The 20,476-nt window shown below is 64.7% G+C and carries 20 protein-coding genes; 6 read left to right on the top strand and 14 right to left on the bottom strand.

Features of this window, described 5'->3' with window-relative positions; genetic code table 11:
• Positions 1–23: 23 nt before the first annotated feature.
• The 6 genes from KH389_RS26645 to exbB form a co-directional block, all read right to left on the bottom strand.
• A complete protein-coding gene (locus tag KH389_RS26645) occupies positions 24–1,424 on the bottom strand; it encodes an aminoacyl-tRNA deacylase and HDOD domain-containing protein (protein ID WP_043861559.1) in 1,401 nt (466 codons plus the stop codon).
• Positions 1,425–1,501: 77 nt separating this feature from the next.
• Positions 1,502–3,577, bottom strand: coding sequence for an ATP-dependent DNA helicase RecG (gene recG, locus KH389_RS26640; RefSeq protein ID WP_078481456.1), 2,076 nt, complete (start codon positions 3,575–3,577; stop codon positions 1,502–1,504).
• A 9-nt stretch (positions 3,578–3,586) separates the two neighbouring features.
• Positions 3,587–4,507 (bottom strand): hydrogen peroxide-inducible genes activator, encoded by a 921-nt coding sequence (locus KH389_RS26635; protein ID WP_043861561.1) that lies wholly within the window; start codon positions 4,505–4,507, stop codon positions 3,587–3,589.
• 94 nt (positions 4,508–4,601) lie between these two features.
• Complete coding sequence (locus tag KH389_RS26630) at positions 4,602–5,345, bottom strand: energy transducer TonB (protein WP_043861562.1); 744 nt, start codon at positions 5,343–5,345, stop codon at positions 4,602–4,604.
• On the bottom strand, positions 5,342–5,767 hold the full coding sequence (gene exbD / locus KH389_RS26625) for a TonB system transport protein ExbD (protein WP_043861563.1): 426 nt from the start codon (positions 5,765–5,767) through the stop codon (positions 5,342–5,344). Before exbD ends, KH389_RS26630 begins: the two co-directional genes overlap by 4 nt.
• Before the next feature lie 3 nt (positions 5,768–5,770).
• Positions 5,771–6,760: a tonB-system energizer ExbB gene (exbB, locus tag KH389_RS26620; protein ID WP_043861564.1), complete on the bottom strand. Its 990-nt coding sequence runs from the start codon at positions 6,758–6,760 to the stop codon at positions 5,771–5,773.
• 196 nt (positions 6,761–6,956) lie between these two features.
• Here exbB and KH389_RS26615 point away from each other — a divergent pair, with 196 nt between their 5' ends.
• Complete coding sequence (locus KH389_RS26615) at positions 6,957–7,814, top strand: SDR family oxidoreductase (protein ID WP_213606575.1); 858 nt, start codon at positions 6,957–6,959, stop codon at positions 7,812–7,814.
• A 12-nt stretch (positions 7,815–7,826) separates the two neighbouring features.
• Here KH389_RS26615 and KH389_RS26610 read toward each other — a convergent pair whose 3' ends face one another.
• The 5 genes from KH389_RS26610 to KH389_RS26590 form a co-directional block, all read right to left on the bottom strand.
• Positions 7,827–8,561, bottom strand: a complete 735-nt coding sequence (locus KH389_RS26610; RefSeq protein WP_043861566.1) for a hypothetical protein — start codon at positions 8,559–8,561, stop codon at positions 7,827–7,829.
• A 57-nt stretch (positions 8,562–8,618) separates the two neighbouring features.
• A complete protein-coding gene (locus KH389_RS26605; RefSeq protein ID WP_043861567.1) occupies positions 8,619–8,999 on the bottom strand; it encodes a RidA family protein in 381 nt (126 codons plus the stop codon).
• A gap of 23 nt (positions 9,000–9,022) precedes the next feature.
• Positions 9,023–11,131, bottom strand: a complete 2,109-nt coding sequence (spoT, locus tag KH389_RS26600) for a bifunctional GTP diphosphokinase/guanosine-3',5'-bis pyrophosphate 3'-pyrophosphohydrolase (protein WP_043861568.1) — start codon at positions 11,129–11,131, stop codon at positions 9,023–9,025.
• Positions 11,132–11,191: 60 nt separating this feature from the next.
• Positions 11,192–11,458: a DNA-directed RNA polymerase subunit omega gene (rpoZ, locus tag KH389_RS26595; protein WP_043861569.1), complete on the bottom strand. Its 267-nt coding sequence runs from the start codon at positions 11,456–11,458 to the stop codon at positions 11,192–11,194.
• A gap of 252 nt (positions 11,459–11,710) precedes the next feature.
• Positions 11,711–12,601, bottom strand: a complete 891-nt coding sequence (locus KH389_RS26590; protein ID WP_054916676.1) for a LysR family transcriptional regulator — start codon at positions 12,599–12,601, stop codon at positions 11,711–11,713.
• 243 nt (positions 12,602–12,844) lie between these two features.
• Here KH389_RS26590 and KH389_RS26585 point away from each other — a divergent pair, with 243 nt between their 5' ends.
• The 3 genes from KH389_RS26585 (at position 12,845) to KH389_RS26575 (ending at position 16,658) form a co-directional block, all read left to right on the top strand.
• Positions 12,845–14,227, top strand: coding sequence for a glutamine synthetase family protein (locus KH389_RS26585; RefSeq protein WP_043861571.1), 1,383 nt, complete (start codon positions 12,845–12,847; stop codon positions 14,225–14,227).
• A gap of 33 nt (positions 14,228–14,260) precedes the next feature.
• Positions 14,261–15,031 carry a gamma-glutamyl-gamma-aminobutyrate hydrolase family protein gene (locus tag KH389_RS26580; protein WP_054916675.1) on the top strand — a complete coding sequence of 257 codons (771 nt, stop codon included), beginning with the start codon at positions 14,261–14,263 and terminating at the stop codon, positions 15,029–15,031.
• Positions 15,032–15,137: 106 nt separating this feature from the next.
• On the top strand, positions 15,138–16,658 hold the full coding sequence (locus KH389_RS26575; RefSeq protein ID WP_043861573.1) for an APC family permease: 1,521 nt from the start codon (positions 15,138–15,140) through the stop codon (positions 16,656–16,658).
• Between the two features lie 18 nt (positions 16,659–16,676).
• On the opposite strand, the gene gmk is transcribed toward KH389_RS26575, so the two are convergent.
• Both gmk and KH389_RS26565 read right to left on the bottom strand, forming a co-directional pair.
• Positions 16,677–17,297 carry a guanylate kinase gene (gene gmk / locus KH389_RS26570; protein ID WP_043861574.1) on the bottom strand — a complete coding sequence of 207 codons (621 nt, stop codon included), beginning with the start codon at positions 17,295–17,297 and terminating at the stop codon, positions 16,677–16,679.
• A 13-nt stretch (positions 17,298–17,310) separates the two neighbouring features.
• On the bottom strand, positions 17,311–18,174 hold the full coding sequence (locus tag KH389_RS26565; protein ID WP_043861575.1) for a YicC/YloC family endoribonuclease: 864 nt from the start codon (positions 18,172–18,174) through the stop codon (positions 17,311–17,313).
• A gap of 264 nt (positions 18,175–18,438) precedes the next feature.
• Here KH389_RS26565 and rph point away from each other — a divergent pair, with 264 nt between their 5' ends.
• Together rph and KH389_RS26555 are read left to right on the top strand one after the other, a co-directional pair.
• Positions 18,439–19,161 (top strand): ribonuclease PH, encoded by a 723-nt coding sequence (rph, locus tag KH389_RS26560; protein WP_043861576.1) that lies wholly within the window; start codon positions 18,439–18,441, stop codon positions 19,159–19,161.
• Between the two features lie 12 nt (positions 19,162–19,173).
• On the top strand, positions 19,174–19,539 hold the full coding sequence (locus KH389_RS26555; RefSeq protein WP_213606573.1) for a DUF4870 domain-containing protein: 366 nt from the start codon (positions 19,174–19,176) through the stop codon (positions 19,537–19,539).
• Positions 19,540–19,671: 132 nt separating this feature from the next.
• Here the strand turns inward: KH389_RS26555 and KH389_RS26550 are convergent, their stop codons facing one another.
• Complete coding sequence (locus KH389_RS26550; RefSeq protein WP_043859862.1) at positions 19,672–20,451, bottom strand: exodeoxyribonuclease III; 780 nt, start codon at positions 20,449–20,451, stop codon at positions 19,672–19,674.
• Between the last annotated feature and the right edge of the window lie 25 nt (positions 20,452–20,476).

Raw genomic sequence — 20,476 nt, 5'->3', positions numbered from 1 at the left:
CGCAGCGCCCAGGCTTCAGGTTGTCAGTGCGGGGTGAACTGTGACGCCAGTTCACGCAGCAGCGATTCGGCTTCAAGCACCTTGTGCACCACGTCCTCGGCCTTCTCGCGGCTGATGTTCAGGCGCTCCAGCAACGCGTCGGGGATGCGGTCGTCCGGCCCCGAGCCGATGCCGCGCGCGCGCAGCAGGCGTACCGCCACACACACCAGGTTGGGGAAGGCGGCATGGTCCCCCGCGTAATGCGGGTCGTGCTGAAAGCGCAGGGCGGTGGCCAGCTCTTCGGGCATGTCCCAGAAGCGCATCAGCCAGGCACCGATCTGCTCGCGGCTGATGCCCAGCAGGTGCTGCTCGACATAGCTGTGGCACAGGTGCGGGTTGACCTCCAGGTGGCGGCAGATCAGCGAGAAATGCGGCGGGAACACATGCGCCAGCAGCAGGTAGCCGAAGTTGTGCAGCAGCCCGGCCAGGTAGGTCAGGCCCGACTCCGGACGCTCGGCGCGGGGCATGGCGCGGGTCAGGCCCTCGATCACGGCGGCGGTGTAGATCGATTGCTGCCAGTAGGGGGTGGTCTGCTGCGGGTGATCCTTGGGCAGGCTCAGGGTCTTGCCCAGGGCCAGGCCCAGCGCCAGGTTGATCACCAGGTCGAAGCCCAGCACCCGCACGATGGCGTCTTCCACCGAGCGGATCTTGCCGGGGGAGGCGTAGTAGGGCGAGGCGGCCCAGCTGACCACCTGCGCGGCCAGCGCCGGATCGGTCTCGACCACACCGGTGATGTCGTCGATGGTGGCGTTGGGGTCGACCCGCAGCTTGATGATCTTCTGTGCGGTCTCGGCCAGCGGCGGGATCTCGATGGTCGATTCCAGGCGCTGCTGGATGCGTCGTGCGGTAAATGCCTGCACCGCCTCGGTGATCTCCTTGCTGTCATCGGCCGGGCGGTCGAGGTTGGGGCGGATCTCGCTGAGCATTACACCGAAATGCCCGGCACTGGCCTTGGCCAGCATCTTCCTGAAGTGCTCGCTGTGGATTTCCAGCAGCAGGCCGGGGGTTCCGGAATGAATCAGCAGGGCCGGCTGCTTGAGCAGGCGCTCCTCGTACAGGCACGGTGAGCTGGTCAGCGCCGGAATGGCGGGCAGGATCGTCAGGCCGTGCTTCTTGAGCATCAGTTCGAGCCGCTCGAGCGGCACGGCGGTGAGCTTGCGGCCGGTCAGCTCGGTCAGGTGGCTGAGGTCCAGCAGCTGGTTCTGCGGGAACAGCACCATCAGCGCACCGACCGCGTCGTCGAGCAGCACGGCCTGGACCTTGGCCTCGGGCGCCAGCTGCGGGTGGTCAATGACCTCGCGGTAGGCGATGCCGAGCTTGTCGAGCAGCAGCCGGATAACAGACGGTGTGTGGGGGGTTGCGGTATCCAGGGCAACTTCAGTCATGGTCTGTATCCAGTATTTTTTCAGCGGCCAGTATAGCCGGCTCGATGGGGGCGGCCCGCGTCGACATGGGAGGTACGTCACACCTGGCCATATTGCTGCCCGTGGCGTAACCAGCGGTCGAGCAACGGGCTGACGTGGTCCGGCCAGCGTGCCAGCAGGGCCTGTGCAGCATCGCGCACCGCCGGCAGCAGGTCGGCGTCGCGCATCAGGTCGGCGACCTTGAACTGCAACAGGCCGGTCTGGCGGGTCCCGAGCATTTCGCCCGGGCCACGCAGTTGCAGGTCTTTCTCCGCAATGACAAAGCCGTCATTGGTTTCGCGCATGATCCCCAGGCGTTCACGCCCGATCTGCGACAGTGGCGGATGATACAACAGTACGCAATGGCTGGCGGCACTGCCGCGTCCGACTCGCCCGCGCAACTGGTGCAGCTGGGCAAGACCAAGGCGTTCGGGGTTCTCGATGATCATCAGGCTGGCGTTGGGTACGTCCACGCCCACCTCGATCACGGTGGTGGCCACCAGCAGTTGCAGGTTGCCCTGCTTGAACTCGGCCATCACCGCAGCCTTCTCGGCCGGCTTCATGCGCCCGTGGATTAGCCCCACGCGCAACTCGCCCAGGGCACTGGTGAGCTCTTCGAAGGTGGTTTCGGCGGCCTGGCAGGTCAGCTCTTCGGATTCTTCGATCAGGGTGCATACCCAATAGGCCTGGCGCCCTTCGGCACAGGCGGCGCGCACGCGCTCGACCACTTCGATGCGGCGGCTGTCGGCCACCAGTACAGTGTTGACCGGGGTACGCCCCGGCGGGAGCTCGTCGAGCACCGAGGTGTCGAGGTCGGCATAGGCGCTCATGGCCAGGGTGCGCGGGATCGGCGTGGCAGTCATGATCAGCTGGTGAGGGCACAACTGGCCGCCCACGCCTTTCTGGCGCAGGGCCAGGCGCTGCTGTACGCCAAAGCGGTGCTGTTCGTCGATGATCGCCAGGGCCAGGTTGTGAAACTTCACCTCTTCCTGGAACAGCGCATGGGTACCCACCACCATTGGCGCGCCGGCGGCGATCTGCTCCAGCGCGGCAGTGCGCGCCTTGCCCTTGAGCTTGCCGGCCAGCCAGGCGACTTCGATGCCCAGCGGTTCGAGCCAGCGCTTGAAGGTGACGAAGTGCTGCTCGGCAAGAATCTCGGTGGGGGCCATCAGCGCCACCTGGTAGCCGGCTTCCAGTGCCTGCAGGGCTGCGAGCGCGGCGACCACTGTCTTGCCGGCACCCACATCGCCCTGCACCAGGCGCAGCATCGGCTCGGGCTGGCTGAGATCGTAGGCGATCTCGTTGCCCACGCGCTGCTGTGCGCCGGTTGGAGCGAAGCCCAGGTTGGCCAGGTATTGGGCCGCCAGCCTGCTCGCCTTGGGCAACACCGGGGCCCGCTGGGCGCGCAGGCTCTCGCGCAGGCGCTGCTGCGACAGCTGGTGGGTCAGCAGCTCTTCGAAGGCCAGGCGGTGCTGGGCCCAGTGGTGGCCCACGGCAAGCTCTTCGACATCGGCGTCGGCCGGCGGGTGGTGCAGGTAGCGGATAGCATCGGCCAACGGTGCCAGCTGGTAGTCGCGTGCCAGTTCCAGCGGCAGCCAGTCGGGCAGGCTGCGCGGGCCGAGCAGGCCCAGGCTCTGCTGGCACAGCTGGCGCAGGCGCTGCTGGGTGAGGCCTTCGGTGGTCGGGTAGATCGGGGTCAGGGTGGTATCGACCGGGGGCGGCTCGTCGCCGGTCAGGGCGCGGTACTCGGGGTGGTAGATCTCCAGGCCCGAGGCGCCGGGGCGCGCTTCACCGTAGCAGCGAAGGTGGGTGCCGCGCTTGAGCGCTTCCTTCTGGGCGTTGCTGAAGTGGTAGAAGCGCAGGCTCAGCGAACCTGTGCCATCGCCCAGGCGCACCAGCAGGCTGCGGCGCCTGCCCATGGTCACGTCGGTGCCACTGACCACGCCTTCGATCACTGCATCCTGGCCCGGGCGCAGGGCGCCGATCGGCACCACGCGGGTGCGGTCCTGATAGCGCAGGGGCAGGTGGAACAACACGTCCTGGATGTTCTCCAGGCCAACCTTGGCCAGCTTCTCGGCCAAGGCTTCGCCAACGCCCTTCAGTGCCGTGACCGACACCTTCGACAACTCGGTCATGCTCGGGCCCTAAGGTGCGGCGGGTGGCTTGGCCACCGAACACAGGCGGATCGAGTCGGCCAGAATCTCGATGGCCTTGGGCCGCGGGAAGCTCGCGCGCCAGGCGATCGCCACGGTGCGAAACGGTGCCGGCGGGCTCAACGGGCGGACTTCGATGATGCCCGGCGCGTAGTGATGGCTGTGCACGGCCGACAGCGGCAGGATCGACACGCCCAGCCCCGAGGCGACCATGTGGCGGATGGTTTCCAGCGAGCTGGACTCCACCGTGGTGTGCTTGGCGCCATCGTTGCCCTTGGTCAGGGTCGGGCAGGCCTCCAGCACCTGGTCGCGGAAGCAGTGGCCTTCGCCGAGCAACAGCAGGCTCTTGTCGTTGAGCAGGCTGGCGTCGATGGTCTCTTTCTTCGTCCAGGGATGCTCGCTGGGCATCAGCACGTAGAACGGCTCGTCGTACAGCGGCAGCGTCAGCACGTCGGCTTCATTGAACGGCAGGGCGATGATCACCGCGTCCAGCTCGCCGTTGCGCAGCTTGTCACGCAGGATATGGGTGAAGTTTTCTTCGATGTACAACGGCATCTGCGGAGCAACCCGGTGCAGTTGCGGAATCAGGTGCGGGAACAGGTACGGGCCGACGGTATAGATAGCCCCGACCTTGAGCGGCGCGGTCAGCTGGTTCTTGCCGGCCTGGGCCAGTTCACGGATGCCCTGGGCCTGCTCCAGTACCTTCTGCGCCTGGGCCACGATGCCTTCGCCGACCGGGGTCAGGCGCACCGCGCTCTTGCTGCGCTCGAAGATCAGCACGCCCAGCTCGTCCTCCAGCTTCTTCACGCCCACCGACAGGGTCGGCTGGCTGACGTGGCAACGCTCGGCCGCGTGGCCGAAGTGCTGTTCCTGAGCGAGGGTGACGATGTAGCGCAATTCTGTGAGGGTCATAACGTGCGTCCATGAAGTTGCGAGCCCAGCATAGCGGCTGCAATCGATAGACGCACGTTATCAGACTTGCGTGCGTGTGACAGAAACAAACAACTCAGCGTTTCTTGTCCAGCGAGTACACGAACGGCGCGACCACTTCGATACTGCCGTTGTTGAGCAGTTCCTGAGGCGGCTTGGGCACGGGTTGAGCCTTGCGGATCATTTCCAGGGTTGCCCGGTCCAGTGCCGCGCTGCCTGAACCACCGGCCAGCGAGTACGACAGGATCTTGCCTTCGGCGTCGACCACGAAGCGCAGCCGGTTGATACCCTGCAGGCCCCGCCGACGCGCGTCTTCCGGGTAGCGCTTGTACTTGCCAAGGTGACGCAACAGGTCGCTCTGCCAGGTAGGCAGGGCATTGCTGTTGGCGGCGATGCTTGGCGCCGGTGCTGCGGATTTCTGCGCCGGAGCGTTGCTTGGCGGGGAATCCACGGTTTCCTGGTCGACCGGTTTGTCCTGCGGCGGCTCCGGTTTTTTCTCCGGTTTCGGAGGCTGGGGCTTGGCCTTGGGCTTGGGCGGTGGCTTGGGTATCGCGATTTTCGGTTTGGGCGCTTCTGCCACCTTGGGCAGTGGTGGCTCCTCGACCGGCGTCGGCGGCTGTGGCGGGGCCACGACCTTCGGCGGCGGTGGTGGGGCCGGCTCGGGCATCGGCGCCATCTCGATCATCATCGCCGCAGGCGGCAGTTCGATTGCCTGGGGCACCGACCAGTTGAGCATCAGCACCACGGCAACGGCATGCACGGCCAGCACAATCGCCAGGCTGACGCCGTAGCGCGCCAGTTTATGCCGCGTATTGGTCATTTCTTGGCTGCCGTCTCAAGTCCCACCAGGCCGACCTTCAAGTAGCCGGCTGCGCGCAGGGTGTTCATGACTTCCATCAGGTCGCCGTAATCGACGCCCTTGTCAGCCTGGAAGAAGATGGTGGTGTCCTTGTCGCCCTTGGTCTTGGCGTCCAGTACCGCGCCCAGCTGGTCGCGTTGCACCTGATCGTCGCCGACGTACAGGTTCTGGTCGGCCTTGACGCTGAGGAACACCGGCTTCTCCGGCCTGGGCACGGGCTTGGCGGTCGAGGCCGGCAGGTCGACCTTGATGTCGACCGTGGCCAGGGGCGCCGCCACCATGAAGATGATCAGCAGTACCAGCATCACGTCGATGAACGGCGTGACGTTGATTTCGTGGTTCTCGGCGAGATCGTCGCCGCCCTCGTTAAGATGCAGGCCCATGGTTTACCCCACTTTCACCATGTGTGGCGCAGCGGAACGCTCGCCTGGCTGGTGGTCCAGGTCGCGGCTGACCAGCAGCAGCACGTGCGCCGAAGCGTCGGAAACCTGTGCCTTGTAACCGGCGATGGAACGGGCGAAGACGTTGTAGATGACCACTGCGGGGATCGCGGCAACCAGGCCCAGGGCGGTGGCCAGCAGGGCCTCGGCGATACCGGGTGCAACCACCGCGAGGTTGGTGGTCTGGGTCTTGGCGATGCCGATGAAGCTGTTCATGATGCCCCACACGGTACCGAACAGACCGACGAACGGAGCGGTGGAGCCGATGGTGGCAAGCACGCCGGTACCGCTGCTCATGTTGCGACCGCTGGCCGCGACCAGGCGCTCGAGGCGGAAGCTCACGCGCTCCTTGATACCTTCTTTTTCACGGGCATTGGCCGACAGGTGCATTTCCTCGAGGGCATCGTGCACCAGCAGGTGTGCCAGGGTGCCGGGCTTGTCGGCGGTTTCGCTGGCGTCCTTGATGCTGGTGGCCTTCTTCAGCAGGGCGATTTCAGAACGCAGGCGGCGCTTGGCGCCCATCAGTTCGAAGCCCTTGGCAATCCAGATGGTCCAGGTGATCAGCGAGGCGATGGCCAGGCCGATCATCACGATCTTCACCACGATGTCGGCGTTCTGGTACATGCCCCATGGCGACAGGTCGTGGGCCATGCCCAGGCTGGTGTCTTCGACCAGCGCTTGGGTGGCGTCGTCGGCCTGGCCTTCGACAGGGGCAGCGCCCGGCGCGGCGGCGGCATCCGCAGGCTCGGCGCCCGGGGCAGCAGGTGCGGCCGGGGTAGCATCGGCAGGGGCAACGGCGGCGGCCGGTGTGGCGTTCTGTGCGGCGGGCTCATCGGCCATGGCGGCGGGGGCCAGTACCAGGCTGAACATCAGCGCGGCAATGGCGCGCCAGGCGCGCGACAGGGTTGGCGAAGCGGAAGGTTGAATACGTGTCATGCTGGCCGGACCTGATGAAGAAGAAATGGGTGGTTGTCCTTCCAGGCCTCGAGTCGGGCCGAGAACAAAATTTGGGCGGCCATTATTGCAAGTAATTCTTGTTAACAGAAGATACACAGTATCTTTTTTTGCATATTAACTAGCCGCCTATCGATTTCCACAGATAGGCTGTGGCTTTGTCTGACGGAGTGTGCGGATGTCTTCGCCTTCAGTTCTGATCGTCGGTTGCGGCGATGTGGGTGGCCGTCTGGCCCAGCAATTGCTGGGCCTTGGCTGGTCGGTAAGCGGTTTGCGCAGAAATGTGGCGGCCTTGCCCGCGGGGGTTGCCGGCATCGCGGCAGACCTGGAAAACCCGCAGTGGCCGACCGATTGGCCTTTGGTCGCACCCGACTACCTGGTGTACTGCGTGGCCGCCAGCCAGCATGACGAGGCGGGCTATCAGGCGGCTTATGTACAGGGCCTCAAGCATGTACTGGGCTGGCTGGCCGAGCGTGGCCAGCGACCGCAGCGCCTGCTGTTCGTGTCCAGCAGCAGTGTGTTCGCCCAGCAGGACGGCGAGTGGATCGATGAAACCGCCGCCACCTTGCCGTCAGGTTATTCGGGGCAGGTCATGCTCCAGGCCGAACAGCTGGCACTGGCCAGCGGCATCCCGGCCAGCATCGTGCGCCTGACCGGTATCTACGGGCCGGGCCGCGAATGGCTGCTCAGCCAGGTGCGCCAGGGGTATCGGGTGACCGAAGAGCCGCCGCTGTACGGCAACCGCATCCATGCCGAGGACGCGGCAGGGCTGCTGGCCTTCCTACTCAAGGCCGATGCGGCAGGGCGTGCGCTGGAGGACTGCTACATCGGGGTGGACGATGCGCCGGCGCCATTGGCCGACGTGGTGGCCTGGTTGCGCGAGTACATGGGCGTCACGCATTGGTCGGAGCAGCAGCGTGTGCGGCGCACCGGCAGCAAGCGCTGCAGCAATGCGCGTGCCCGGGCACTGGGCTGGGTGCCACAGTACCCGAGCTACAAGGAAGGCTACGCGGCGATTCTGGCGGCGCAACCCTGAGGGCTCACCTGATCAGTCGCGCTCGAGCAGCCATTGCCGGGCGCCGGGATACAGCTGCGGCATCTCGTCTGGCTGGGCGCTGTTGAGGGCACGCAGGATTTCCAGCGTCTTGCCATCACGCTTGAAGATCCACGGGTTACCCTGCTGGTTGCGCTCCAGCCACAGGCTGTCGTACTCGCCGCTCATGCTGGCGCAGTCGCCGGCCAGGCACAGTGCGTAGCGGTCCAGATTGGGCAGGCCCTCGACACTGCCCGTGTCGCCGAAGCGCACGACATTGCCCTGACCAGGGCCCTCGATCACCTTCCAGTCACCCTTCAGGTAGGCGCCGTACAGCGCCTGCTCGAAGGTGGTCCCGGTGCGGGCTTCCATTGGGGCGGGAGAGCTGGCCTTCTGGAAGCTGTGCTGCGGCGCCATCGGGGTGGCGTGCTGCACCAGTTCGTCGCCATCCAGGCTCAACGTCTGTATCTCATTCCCCGGGAATACCACGTCCCGCTGTTTTTCGCCGGCCTTGAGCTGGCCTTCGACGATCTCGAAACCGTTGGTGTAGCTGGCCTGTTCGGCCGCGACGTTGACCTTCCATTCCAGGTTGCCGCCGCTGTCCTGCAGCGCCTTGCGCAGGCTCACGCCTTTGGCGGCAGCATCGATGGCCTGCTGGTTGATCCAGATGCCGTTGTAGTCTTCGGGTTTGTGGCTGGCGCAGCCGCTCAACAGTGCGGCGGCCAGAGCCAGGGCAAGCGCGTGGCGCATGGCGGGGTCCTTCCAGAACAGTGCGGCGGCGAGCCGGCCGGCCCGCCGCGCGAGGTATTACTCGAGGACCAGGATCGCGTCCATTTCAACCTGCGAGCCGCGTGGCAGCGCAGCGACGCCGATGGCGGCGCGGGCAGGGTAGGGCTGTTCGAAGTAGCGGCCCATGACTTCGTTGACCTTGGCGAAGTGGCTCAGGTCGGTCAGGAAGATGTTCAGCTTGACGATGTCCTTGAACGAGCCGCCGGCAGCTTCGGCCACGGCTTTGAGGTTTTCGAACACCTGTACGGTCTGGGCTTCGAAGCCTTCGACCAGTTCCATGGTTTTCGGGTCCAGCGGGATCTGGCCCGACATGTATACGGTATTGCCGGCCTTGATCGCCTGGGAGTAGGTGCCGATGGCCGCTGGGGCCTTGTCGCTGGTGATGACGGTCTTGGTCATGGTGACTCCTTGCAGGGGGAGGGCTACGTGCGCATGCGGGTGATGCGAATCACCCCGGTCAGGGCACGCAGTTTCTTGATCACGCGGGCCAGGTGCACACGGTCGTGCACGCTGACCACCAGCTGGACCACGCTGATGCGGCCATCACGTTCGTCCATGCTGATCTTCTCGATGTTGCCGTCGGCGGCGTTGACGCTGCTGGCCAGCAGGGCAATCAGGCCGCGCTGGTGTTCCAGCTCGACGCGCAGCTCGACATTGAATTCGCCGGTGACATCCTTGGCCCAGGACAGCTGGATGCATTTTTCCGGGTTGTGGCGAATTTCGCTGATGTTGCGGCAGTTCTCCAGGTGCACCACCATGCCCTTGCCCGCCGACAGGTGCCCGACGATCGGGTCGCCCGGAATCGGCGTGCAGCACTTGGCGTAGCTGAGCACCAGGCCCTCGGTGCCGCGAATGGCCAGCGGACCCTCGGGGTTGGGCAACTGCTCGCCTTCGCTGGAGAGCAGGCGGCGCGCCACTACGTAGGCCATGCGGTTGCCCAGGCCGATGTCTTCGAGCAGGTCTTCGATCACTTCGAGGCGATACTCGGCCAGCATGGCCTGGATGCGCTCCTGGGGGATCTTGTCCAGCGCGCTGTCGAAACCGTTGAGCACCTTGTTGAGCAGGCGCTCGCCCAGGTTGATCGATTCGGAGCGGCGCTGCAGCTTCAGGGCATGGCGGATATGGGTGCGCGCCTTGCCGGTGACCACGAAGTTCAGCCAGGCCGGGTTCGGTCGTGCGCCCGGGGCGCTGACGATCTCGACCGTCGAGCCGCTCTGCAGCGGTTCGGACAGCGGTGCCAGGCGGCGGTTGATGCGGCACGCGATGCAGCTGTTGCCGACGTCGGTATGCACCGCGTAGGCAAAGTCGACCGCCGTGGAGCCCTTTGGCAGCTCCATGATGCGGCCCTTGGGCGTGAACACGTAGACCTCGTCCGGGAACAGGTCGATCTTCACGCTCTCGATGAATTCGAGCGAATTGCCCGCGCGCTGCTGCATTTCCAGCACGCCCTTGACCCACTGGCGCGCCCGGGCATGGGTGCCCTTGGGCTGCTCGTCGTCACTGGACTTGTACAGCCAGTGCGCCGCGATGCCGTTGTTGGCCATCTCTTCCATCTCGCGGGTGCGGATCTGGATCTCGATGGGCACGCCGTGCATGCCGAACAGGGTGGTATGCAGCGACTGGTAGCCGTTGGCCTTGGGGATCGCGATGTAGTCCTTGAAGCGCCCCGGCAGCGGCTTGTAGAGGTTGTGCACGGCGCCGAGCACGCGATAGCAGGTGTCGACCTTGTCGACCACGATGCGGAAGGCGTACACGTCCATGATCTCGTTGAAGGCGCGGCGCTTGCCGCGCATCTTCTTGTAGATGCCGTAGATGTGCTTCTGCCGCCCGCTGACCTCGCCTTCGATACCGTCCACGGCCAGGCAGTGGCTGAGCGATTCCTCGATCTTGTTGACCAGCTCCTTGCGGTTGCCGCGGGCACGCTTGACTGCCTGGTAGATACGCGCCGAGCGCATCGGGTACATGGCCTTGAAGCCCAGGTCCTCGAACTCCACGCGCACAGTGTGCATGCCCAGGCGGTTGGCGATGGGGGCGTAGATCTCGAGGGTTTCCTTGGCGATGCGCCGGCGTTTTTCGCCCGACAGCACTTCCAGGGTGCGCATGTTGTGCAGGCGGTCGGCCAGCTTGACCAGGATCACGCGAATGTCGCGGGCCATGGCCATGGCCATCTTCTGGAAGTTTTCGGCCTGGGCTTCGGCCTTGGTCTCGAAGTTCATCTGGGTCAGCTTGCTGACGCCATCGACCAGTTCGGCGACGGTTTCGCCGAATTGGGAACTGAGGGCTTCCTTGGCGATGCCGGTGTCTTCGATCACGTCATGCAGCATGGCGGCCATCAGGCTCTGATGGTCCATGTGCATGTCGGCAAGAATGCTTGCCACCGCCAGCGGGTGCGTGACGTATGGCTCGCCGCTGCGACGGCGCTGGCCGTCGTGGGCTTGTTCGGCGTAGAAATACGCCCGGCGTACCAGGTTGACCTGGTCGGCGCCGAGGTAGGTCGAGAGGCGATCGGCGAGGGCGTCTATGCTCGGCACGATGTTAGCTCCTGCCGAGAAAGTGGGCCCTGCGCCGTACAACGTCGACCAGGCATGGACTTAGACGGCCTCGTTGGCCTCGTCCTCACCGAATGCAGCGAAGACCGGGTCTTCGTGGACGATGTCCTGTTCGGCCATGAATTCTGGGGTGCAGATGCCTTCGGCGATTTCGCGCAGGGCGACGACGGTCGGCTTGTCGTTTTCCCACGCCACTTTCGGCTCTTTGCCGCCGGTGGCCAGTTGGCGGGCACGCTTGGTAGACAGCATGACCAGCTCAAAGCGGTTATCCACGTGTTCTAGACAATCTTCAACGGTTACGCGGGCCATGGTCTTCCTCAGTAGCAAATGCGGTGTTCAGCCCGAATGGGCGAGCGGACTCGATAGTTTAAAAAATCACCAGCCTTTAGGGAAGCGCTGATTTCACGTCGAGACCTGTGTAAGCCGACAATAACCAGTTGTGAGGCTCTAGCACAACTGTCTTGTGGGAGTGGATTCAAATGCTTGGCCGGCAGGTCGGCGCCTGCAGAACTGCGCACCTGCCCCGTGGGAGCCGGCCTTGCCGGCGAAGGGGCCCGAAAGTCAGGCCTGACCCTCCTGGCGCCCCAGCATCCCGCGCAAACGCGGGGTCAATTCGTCGAACAGGGTCTGCACCGAACGCAGCGCACGGCAATCGGGGCGGGTCAGCAGCCACAGCTCGGTATTGCACCCGGGCAGGGCACCGCTCAACTGTTCCACCCCCGGCAAGGTATCGGCCATGTAGTCGGGCAGGGCAGCCACCCCCAGCCCGGCCGCCACCAGCTGTGCAATCGCCGCGATTCCGCTGCAGCGATAGCGCGGCATCACCCCCGGCAACTGCTGGCTGCGCCACACCACTGTGGCGTGGTCCTGCATGGAGTCGTCGGGGGCAATCCAGGGCACGCTGGCCGGGGCCTCGGCCAGCCGCTCGCGGTACTCCTCGCGCCCGCACACCACATACGAGGCCGCCCCCAGGCAGCGCCCCACAAGGTGCTCGGGTGGCGAATTGGTCAGGCGCAGCGCCAGGTCGGCGTCGCGCCGGCTGAGGTTGGCGAAGGTGTTGGAGGTCGCCAGTTCCAGTGACAGGGCCGGGTATGCCGGCATGAAGTCGGCCAGGGCCGGCAGCAGCAGGCTGTGCAGCACCGCATCGGTACAGGTCAGGCGCACCGTGCCGCTGACCACCTGTTCGCCGTGCTCCAGCGCCACCCGCGCCGCATCCAGCGCCTGCTCGGCACGTTCGGCCTGCTCGGCCAGGGCCTGGGCGGTGCCGGTAGGGATGTAGCCCTTGCGGCTCTTCACGAACAGCGCGGTGCCCAGTGCGGCCTCCATGCGCCGGATCGAGCGGAACACCGTCGACACATCGACCCGCAGCAGGTCTGCAGCCTTGGCCAGGGAGCGTCCGCGTACCAGCGCGAGCACCAGGGAAAGGTCGGCGTGACTGATCTGATATTGCATGGGTGCACTCTTTGCTTGCCTAAATGCCAATGTCTGTTGCGTGGGGGCCATTCTATAGTGAGGCGGCAGTCGTGAATCAACCCGCGACGTTGTCAGAACCTGGAACGACCGTGCAATGCCGCGGCGTTCGGCATTCCCCACGATGGGAACCTTAAAAAGAACAAATGAAACCATCGCCGCTCCCGATAGCGCAGTAACACCTCCTCCATTGCCGCCCGATAAAAAATCAAAGGATGCCTAGCCATGACGTCGGTCTCCCCGTGCGCCATCCCTCTCGACGAGATGGGTGAATTTCTCAAGGCCCACCCTGAGGTGCAATTTGTCGATCTGCTGATTGCAGACATGAACGGCGTGGTGCGTGGCAAGCGCATCGAGCGTGCGAGCCTGGTCAAGGTCTACGAAAAAGGCATCAACCTGCCGGCTTCGCTGTTCGCCCTGGACATCAACGGTTCCACCGTCGAAAGCACTGGCCTGGGCCTGGACATCGGCGACGCCGACCGTATCTGCTACCCGATCCCCGGCACCCTGAGCTTCGAGCCCTGGCAGAAGCGCCCCACCGCGCAGCTGCTGATGACCATGCATGAACTGGACGGCACGCCATTCTTCGCCGACCCGCGCGAAGTGCTGCGCGGCGTGGTGGAGAAGTTCGACGCGCTGGGCCTGGATATCTGCGCCGCGTTCGAGCTGGAGTTCTACCTGATCGACCAGGACAACCTGAACGGTCGTCCGCAGCCGCCGCGCTCGCCGATCTCGGGCAAACGTCCGCAATCGACCCAGGTGTACCTGATCGATGACCTGGACGAGTATGTCGACTGCCTGCAGGACATGCTCGAAGCGGCCAAGGAGCAAGGTATCCCGGCCGATGCCATCGTCAAGGAAAGCGCCCCGGCGCAGTTCGAGGTCAACCTGCACCACGTGGCTGACGCGATGAAGGCCTGCGACTACGCAGTGCTGCTCAAGCGCCTGATCAAGAACATCGCCTACGACCATGAGATGGACTCCACCTTCATGGCCAAGCCGTACCCTGGCCAGGCGGGCAACGGCCTGCACGTGCACATCTCGCTGCTGGACAAGAAGACCGGCAAGAACATCTTCGCAACCGACGACCCCGAAAACAGCGAAACCCTGCGCCACGCCATCGGCGGCGTGCTCGAAACCATGCCGGCATCGATGGCCTTCCTGTGCCCCAACGTGAACTCCTACCGCCGTTTCGGCGCGCAGTTCTACGTGCCCAATGCCCCGAGCTGGGGCCTGGACAACCGTACCGTGGCCGTGCGCGTGCCTACCGGCAGCAGCGATGCCGTACGTATCGAGCACCGCGTGGCCGGCGCCGATGCCAACCCGTACCTGATGATGGCTTCGATCCTGGCCGGCATTCACCACGGCCTGACCAACAAGGTCGACCCGGGCGAGCCGGTCGAGGGCAACTCCTACGAGCAACTGGAGCAGAGCCTGCCGAACAACCTGCGCGATGCGCTGCGCGAGCTCGATGACAGCGAGGTGCTGAACCAGTACATCAGCCCCGACTACATCGACATCTTCGTGGCCTGCAAGGAAAGCGAGATGGCGGAGTTCGAAGTGTCGATCTCCGACCTCGAATACAACTGGTACCTGCATACGGTGTGATGGCTGGATAAAGCTGCAACGGAGGCTTAACCGATGAACGAGCGCGCAGGGCGGCTGCCCCTGATTGGTGTGAGTGCTTGCCGCCAGCAACTGGGCAAGAACTCGTCGCATACCGTGGGCGACAAGTATGTCGAGGCGGCCGGTTTTGCCGGATTGCCGCTGATTCTCCCGGCCCGGGACGTCGCAAGCGACCCGAATCTTGTGCTGGAGCATCTGGATGGCATTCTTTTTACCGGTTCGCCTTCTAATGTCGAGCCGCATCATTACAATGGCGCCCCCAGCGTGGAAGGCACCCGCCACGACGTGTTTCGTGACCGGCTGACCCTGCCGCTGCTGCAGGCCGCGATTGCCAGGGGTGTGCCGGTGTTCTGCGTGTGCCGGGGCTTCCAGGAACTCAACGTCAGCCTGGGCGGCACCTTGCACCAGCGTGTGCAGGAGCTGCCAGGCTACCTGGACCATCGCGAGTCGCAGGATGCGCCGCTGGAAGAGCAATACAGCCCCCGCCACCTGGTGACATGCCAGCCCGGGGGGAAATTCGAGCAGATGGGGCTGCCTGCCCGCTTCATGGTCAACTCGCTGCACAGCCAGGGCATCGATCGCCTGGCCGCCGGCCTGCGCGCCGAAGCCCTGGCTCCCGATGGGCTGATCGAAGCCGTGTCCATGGATGACGCCCCAGGCTTTGTGGTCGGTGTGCAATGGCACCCGGAATACCGCTTTGCCGAAAACCCGGTGTCGCTGCGCCTGTTCGAGGCGTTTCGCGAAGCCTGCATCGCCCATGCGCTACGCCGGGAGAAGGCCCTATGAGGTCACCCGGCTGAGCCGGCGATGCACTGCAACAAGTTTCATTGAGTGATAGCGGGCACCCCACGGGGGGCCCGGAAAATAATACCAATAGTGACGGCAACTACTCATGAGCGAACACAAAGCAGGCCTGTCCCCAGGTGTGGGCGGGCGATCCAAAGGGCTGGCCAAGGGCCGGCTCGGACTGCTGGCCAGCATCGTGCTGGGCATTTCCACTATTGCGCCGGTGTATACCCTCACCGGCGCCCTCGGCCCGACCGTACGCGAAGTCGGCGCCCACCTGCCGGCGGTGTTCATCGTCGGTTTCCTGCCCATGTTGCTGGTGGCGCTGGGTTATCGCGAGCTGAATGCCGCCGAACCCGACAGCGGCACCTCGTTCACTTGGTCGGTACGTGCCTTCGGCCCGATGATCGGCTGGATCGGTGGCTGGGGGCTGGTCACCGCCACCACCATCGTGTTGTCGAACCTCGCCGGTGTGGCGGTGGACTTCTTCTATCTGTTCCTCGGGCAGATCACCGGCAAACACGAGGTGGCGGCGCTGGCCGACAACCTGCTGGTCAATGTGACCACCTGTTGCGTGTTCATCGCCATGGCCGTGTGGATCTGCTGTCGCGGCATCGCCACCACCATGACCGTGCAGTACGGCCTGGTGGCGCTGCAACTGATCGTGCTGCTGGGTTTTGCCATGGCCGCATTCGGCGGGTCGTCGGAGGCGCCGCCGCTGACCTTCGAGATGGACTGGTTCAACCCGTTCGGGGTGGAGTCGTTCTCGGCCTTCACCGCCGGCCTGTCGCTGTCGATCTTCATCTTCTGGGGCTGGGACGTGTGCCTGAGCATCAGCGAAGAATCGGTGGGCAGCGATGACGTACCGGGCAAGGCAGCGACCCTGACCGTGCTGCTGATTCTGGGCCTGTACCTGGTGACCGCAATTGCCACCCTGCAGTTTGCCGGCATCAGCGATATCGGCCTGGGCCTGGGCAACCCGCGTATCCAGGAAAACGTCTTCGCCCACCTGGCCGGCCCGGTGATGGGGCCACTGGCGATCCTGATGTCGATCGCGGTGCTGGCCAGCACCGCGGCCTCGTTGCAGTCGACCTTCGTTTCGCCGGCGCGCACGCTGCTGGCGATGGGGTACTACGGTGCAGTGCCGGAGCGTTTCGCGAGCGTCTGCCCGCGTTCGAAAACCCCGCGTTATGCCACCATCTGTGCCGGCGTGGCCGCCGGCGTGTTCTACGTGACCATGCGTACCCTGAGCGAGAACGTGCTGGCCGACACCATCACTGCCCTGGGCATGATGATCTGCTTCTACTACTCGCTGACCGCGTTCGCCTGCGTGTGGTACTTCCGCCACAGCCTCACCGACAGCCTGCGTCACTTCCTGATGCGCGGCCTGTGCCCGTTGCTGGGCGGCGGCATTCTTTCGGTGATCTTCCTGCAGACAGCCTATGACAGTGCTTCGCCGTCGTTCGGCAGCGGTTCGCATGTAGGCGGGTTGGGGCTGGTGTTCGTGATCGCGATGATCATCACTCTGCTGGGCCTGGTGCTGATGATGCTGTCGCGCCTGCGTGCGCCGGCGTTCTTCCTGGGCATGACCCTGCGCCGTCACGCAACGGTGCCCGGCCGCGGTTAAGCGGCCGGGGCACGCTGCTCAGGCAAGCAGTTGCCTGAGCAGTTCGCTGTGACGTTGCTGCTGCTGGCCGCGCTGCAGGCGGTTGGCACGGAACACCGCCTTGAGGTCGTCCAGTGCCGTGGCGAAGTCGTCGTTGATGATGACGAACTCGTATTCGTCGTAATGCACCATCTCGCTGACCGCCTCGCGCATGCGCCCTTCGATGATCTCGTCGCTGTCGGTGCCGCGGTTGGTCAGGCGCTGGCGCAGGGCCTGCTGGCTGGGCGGCAGGATGAAGATCGAACGCGCCTCGGGCATCAGCTTGCGCACCTGCTGTGCACCCTGCCAGTCGATTTCCAGGATCAGGTCATGGCCCTGGTCAAGGGTCTGCTGCAGTGCGCTGCGCGAGGTGCCGTAGCAGTTGCCGAAGACTTCGGCCTGCTCCAGGAAGTCGCCCTGGGCGATCATGCGGTCGAACTCGGCGCGGTCGACGAAGTGGTAGTTCACCCCGTCATGCTCGCCCGGACGCATGGCCCGCGTGGTGTGCGAGACCGACACGCGAATGTGGTTGAGGTCGTCGGTGAGCGCCTTGACCAGGCTGGTCTTGCCGGCGCCCGAAGGGGCCGAGACGATGAAAAGGGTGCCGCTGCTGTGGGTCATGGTAGGGGTGGCCTTACTCGATGTTCTGTACTTGTTCACGCATCTGCTCGATCAGAACCTTGAGGTTGACCGCCGCTTGGGTGCTGCGTGTGTCAAAGGCTTTGGAGCCCAGGGTGTTGGCTTCGCGGTTGAGTTCCTGCATCAGGAAATCCAGGCGCCGGCCGGCGGCGCCGCCCGACGTGAGCACGCGGCGCACTTCGGTGACATGCGTGCTGAGGCGGTCGAGTTCTTCGGCCACATCGCTCTTCTGCGCCAGCATCACCATCTCCTGCTCCAGACGCTGCGGGTCGAGTTCGGCCTGCATGTCGGCAAAGCGGTCCAGCACCTTCTGGCGCTGGGCGGCGAGCATCTGCGGCACCAGGGCGCGCAGGGTGGTGACTTCCTCGCTCATGCTGTCGAGGCGCTCGTTGATCAGTCGGGCGAGTTCCGCGCCTTCGCGGTTGCGGCCGTTCTTGAGCTCCTTGAGGGCCTGTTCGAACAGGCCCATGGCCTCGGCATTGAGCGCCTGCGGGTCGCTGGCATCGGCCACCAGCACGCCCGGCCAGGCCAGCACCTCGAGCGGGTTGAGGGGGCCGGGCTGCTTGATCAGGCCGGCCACGGTCTCGGCGGCGGCGACCAGCTGAGCGGCACGCTCGCGGTCGACCTGCAGCGGCTTGCCGGCGTTCTCTTCATTGAAGCGCAGGGTACATTCGACCTTGCCGCGCGACAGGCCCTGGCGCAGGGACTCGCGCACCGCGCCTTCGAGGTCGCGCAGGGCTTCGGGCAGGCGCAGGTGCGGCTCGAGGTAGCGATGATTGACCGAGCGCAGTTCCCAGATCAGTGTGCCCTGGGTCCCGGCCTGCTCGACGCGGGCGAAGGCGGTCATGCTGTGCACCATGGGAAGTACCTCGCAGATTAGGGAGCAAGCCGACAGCCTGCAAAGGCGCAGGATTGTAACGCAGTGCGGCGCCGGCTCCCAATGCGCTGATGCTACAAAGCAGCGGGCAGGGCGCCGCAAATACCGGGCGGCGCGGCCAGATCGGGGCTTGTGGCGTGGTGCGCCGATGATCGGCTGGCCGTGCATTTAGCCGCAGGCATGTCCACCGAGGGCCCTGTAGCCCTATAATGCCGGGCAGATTCATATCCAGTACAGGTAGCCCAAATGAAACGTCCAAGTGGTCGCGTTGCCGATCAGCTGCGCTCGATCCGCATCACCCGCAACTACACCAAACACGCCGAGGGGTCTGTACTGGTCGAGTTCGGAGACACCAAAGTCATCTGCACGGTCAGCGTCGAGAACGGCGTACCGCGCTTCCTCAAAGGCCAGGGCCAGGGCTGGCTGACCGCCGAGTACGGCATGCTGCCGCGCGCCACCGGCGAGCGCAACCAGCGCGAAGCCAGCCGCGGCAAGCAGGGTGGTCGTACCCTCGAAATCCAGCGCCTGATCGGCCGCTCGCTGCGCGCCGCGCTGGACATGAGCAAGCTGGGCGACATCACCCTGTACGTCGACTGCGACGTGATCCAGGCCGATGGCGGCACCCGCACCGCGTCGATCACCGGTGCCATGGTTGCGCTGGTCGACGCCCTGCGCGTGGTCAAGAAGCGTGGCGGCCTGAAGGGCGGCGACCCGGTCAAGCACATGATTGCGGCCGTATCGGTCGGCATGTATCAGGGCGTGCCGGTGCTCGACCTGGACTACCCGGAAGATTCGGCGGCCGAAACCGACCTGAACGTGGTGATGACCAGCGCCGGTGGTTTCATCGAAGTCCAGGGCACCGCCGAAGGGGCTCCGTTCCAGCCTGAAGAGCTCAACGCCATGCTGGCGCTGGCGCAGAAGGGCATGACCGACCTGTTCCAACTGCAGCAGGCCGCGCTGGCGGACTGATCGGGAGTCGACATGGCCGAGCCGTCCAACGCGCCGATGCCCGGTGATGCAGCCCGTCATTGGGGCATGTTGTGCCACCTGGCGGCGGCTGCCGGCATGGTGGTGCCGTTCGCCAACCTGATCGCGCCGCTGGCCTTGTGGTGGTTCAAGCGCGGCATCGACCCGTACGTCGACGCCCAGGGCAAGGAGGCGGTGAACTTCCAGCTGACCATGACCCTGCTGGGCATGGTGTGCGTGGTGGGGTTTACCGTCCCGATGGCCAAGCTGGCGCTGACCATCATCTCGCTGGGGGTGGCGGTACTGATCGTCATTGCGGCGGTCAAGGTCAAGCAGGGCAAGGTCTTTCGTTATCCGTGGGCCTGGCGTGTGCTGACCTGACATGCTTCGTCGGCAAGGCCGGCTCCTACGGCGGTTGCGTTGACCCGGTAGGAGCCGGCCTTGCCGGCGAAAGGGCCCAAAGGCCAGATACGAAAAAGCCGACACGCAGTCGGCTTTTTTGTGGCTGAGCGATCAGATCGTCAGCGTCCAGTCATAGTCCACGATCAGTGGCGCATGCTGGGAGAAGCGTGGCTGACGCGGCAGGCGAGCGCTTCGTACGAAGCGGCGCAGGCCCGGGGTCAGCAGCTGGTAGTCGAAACGCCAGCCCAGGTTGAGCATCTCGGCCTGCTCGTTGTCCGGCCACCAGCTGTACTGGTCGCCCTCACGGCTGACTTCGCGCAACGCATCCACATAGCCCATGTTGCCGACGATCTCGTCCATCCAGGCCCGCTCTGGCGCCAGGAAACCCGGCGACTGCTGGCCGTCGCGCCAGTTCTTCACGTCGAGCTTCTGCTGCGCCACATACAGCGAGCCGCAGTAGATGTACTCGCGACGCTTGCGGCGCTGCTTGTCCAGGTATTTGCCGAAGTCGTCCATCAACTTGAATTTCTGGTTGAGGTCTTCGTCACCGTTCATGCCCGAAGGCAACAGCAAGGTGGCAATACTGACTTTGTCGAAATCGGCCTGCAGGTAACGCCCGTAGCGATCGGCTGTCTCGAAGCCCAGGCCGCTGATGACTGCCTTGGGCTGCAAACGCGAGTAGAGTGCCACGCCGCCTTGGGCTGGAACTTCTGCATCGCAGGCATAAAGGAAGTAGCCATCGAGCTGGAAAGCTGGGTCGTCGAGTTCAAAGGCCGAGGCGCGGGTATCCTGAAGGCAGATGACGTCGGCATTCTGGGCTTGTAGCCAGCTGAGCAAACCACGCTCGACTGCAGCCTGAATGCCATTAACGTTCACACTGATGATCCGCATAAATGGCCCCAAAAATCTCGTGCGT

The organism is Pseudomonas qingdaonensis (assembly GCF_018398475.1).
GTDB classification, from domain to species: domain Bacteria; phylum Pseudomonadota; class Gammaproteobacteria; order Pseudomonadales; family Pseudomonadaceae; genus Aquipseudomonas; species Aquipseudomonas palmensis.
This window is presented reverse-complemented; position numbering and strand designations above follow the sequence as displayed.

Coding starts and splice junctions, on each gene's coding strand:
- KH389_RS26635 (WP_043861561.1), bottom strand. CDS start 4,507: ATGACCCTCACAGAATTGCGCTACATCGTCACCCTCGCTCAGGAACAG.
- KH389_RS26605 (WP_043861567.1), bottom strand. CDS start 8,999: ATGACCAAGACCGTCATCACCAGCGACAAGGCCCCAGCGGCCATCGGC.
- rph (WP_043861576.1), top strand. CDS start 18,439: ATGAAACGTCCAAGTGGTCGCGTTGCCGATCAGCTGCGCTCGATCCGC.
- KH389_RS26590 (WP_054916676.1), bottom strand. CDS start 12,601: ATGCAATATCAGATCAGTCACGCCGACCTTTCCCTGGTGCTCGCGCTG.
- exbB (WP_043861564.1), bottom strand. CDS start 6,760: ATGACACGTATTCAACCTTCCGCTTCGCCAACCCTGTCGCGCGCCTGG.
- KH389_RS26630 (WP_043861562.1), bottom strand. CDS start 5,345: ATGACCAATACGCGGCATAAACTGGCGCGCTACGGCGTCAGCCTGGCG.
- KH389_RS26565 (WP_043861575.1), bottom strand. CDS start 18,174: ATGGTGCACAGCATGACCGCCTTCGCCCGCGTCGAGCAGGCCGGGACC.
- KH389_RS26645 (WP_043861559.1), bottom strand. CDS start 1,424: ATGACTGAAGTTGCCCTGGATACCGCAACCCCCCACACACCGTCTGTT.
- KH389_RS26555 (WP_213606573.1), top strand. CDS start 19,174: ATGGCCGAGCCGTCCAACGCGCCGATGCCCGGTGATGCAGCCCGTCAT.
- KH389_RS26610 (WP_043861566.1), bottom strand. CDS start 8,561: ATGCGCCACGCGCTTGCCCTGGCTCTGGCCGCCGCACTGTTGAGCGGC.
- rpoZ (WP_043861569.1), bottom strand. CDS start 11,458: ATGGCCCGCGTAACCGTTGAAGATTGTCTAGAACACGTGGATAACCGC.
- exbD (WP_043861563.1), bottom strand. CDS start 5,767: ATGGGCCTGCATCTTAACGAGGGCGGCGACGATCTCGCCGAGAACCAC.
- KH389_RS26585 (WP_043861571.1), top strand. CDS start 12,845: ATGACGTCGGTCTCCCCGTGCGCCATCCCTCTCGACGAGATGGGTGAA.
- KH389_RS26550 (WP_043859862.1), bottom strand. CDS start 20,451: ATGCGGATCATCAGTGTGAACGTTAATGGCATTCAGGCTGCAGTCGAG.
- recG (WP_078481456.1), bottom strand. CDS start 3,577: ATGACCGAGTTGTCGAAGGTGTCGGTCACGGCACTGAAGGGCGTTGGC.
- KH389_RS26580 (WP_054916675.1), top strand. CDS start 14,261: ATGAACGAGCGCGCAGGGCGGCTGCCCCTGATTGGTGTGAGTGCTTGC.
- KH389_RS26575 (WP_043861573.1), top strand. CDS start 15,138: ATGAGCGAACACAAAGCAGGCCTGTCCCCAGGTGTGGGCGGGCGATCC.
- gmk (WP_043861574.1), bottom strand. CDS start 17,297: ATGACCCACAGCAGCGGCACCCTTTTCATCGTCTCGGCCCCTTCGGGC.
- KH389_RS26615 (WP_213606575.1), top strand. CDS start 6,957: ATGTCTTCGCCTTCAGTTCTGATCGTCGGTTGCGGCGATGTGGGTGGC.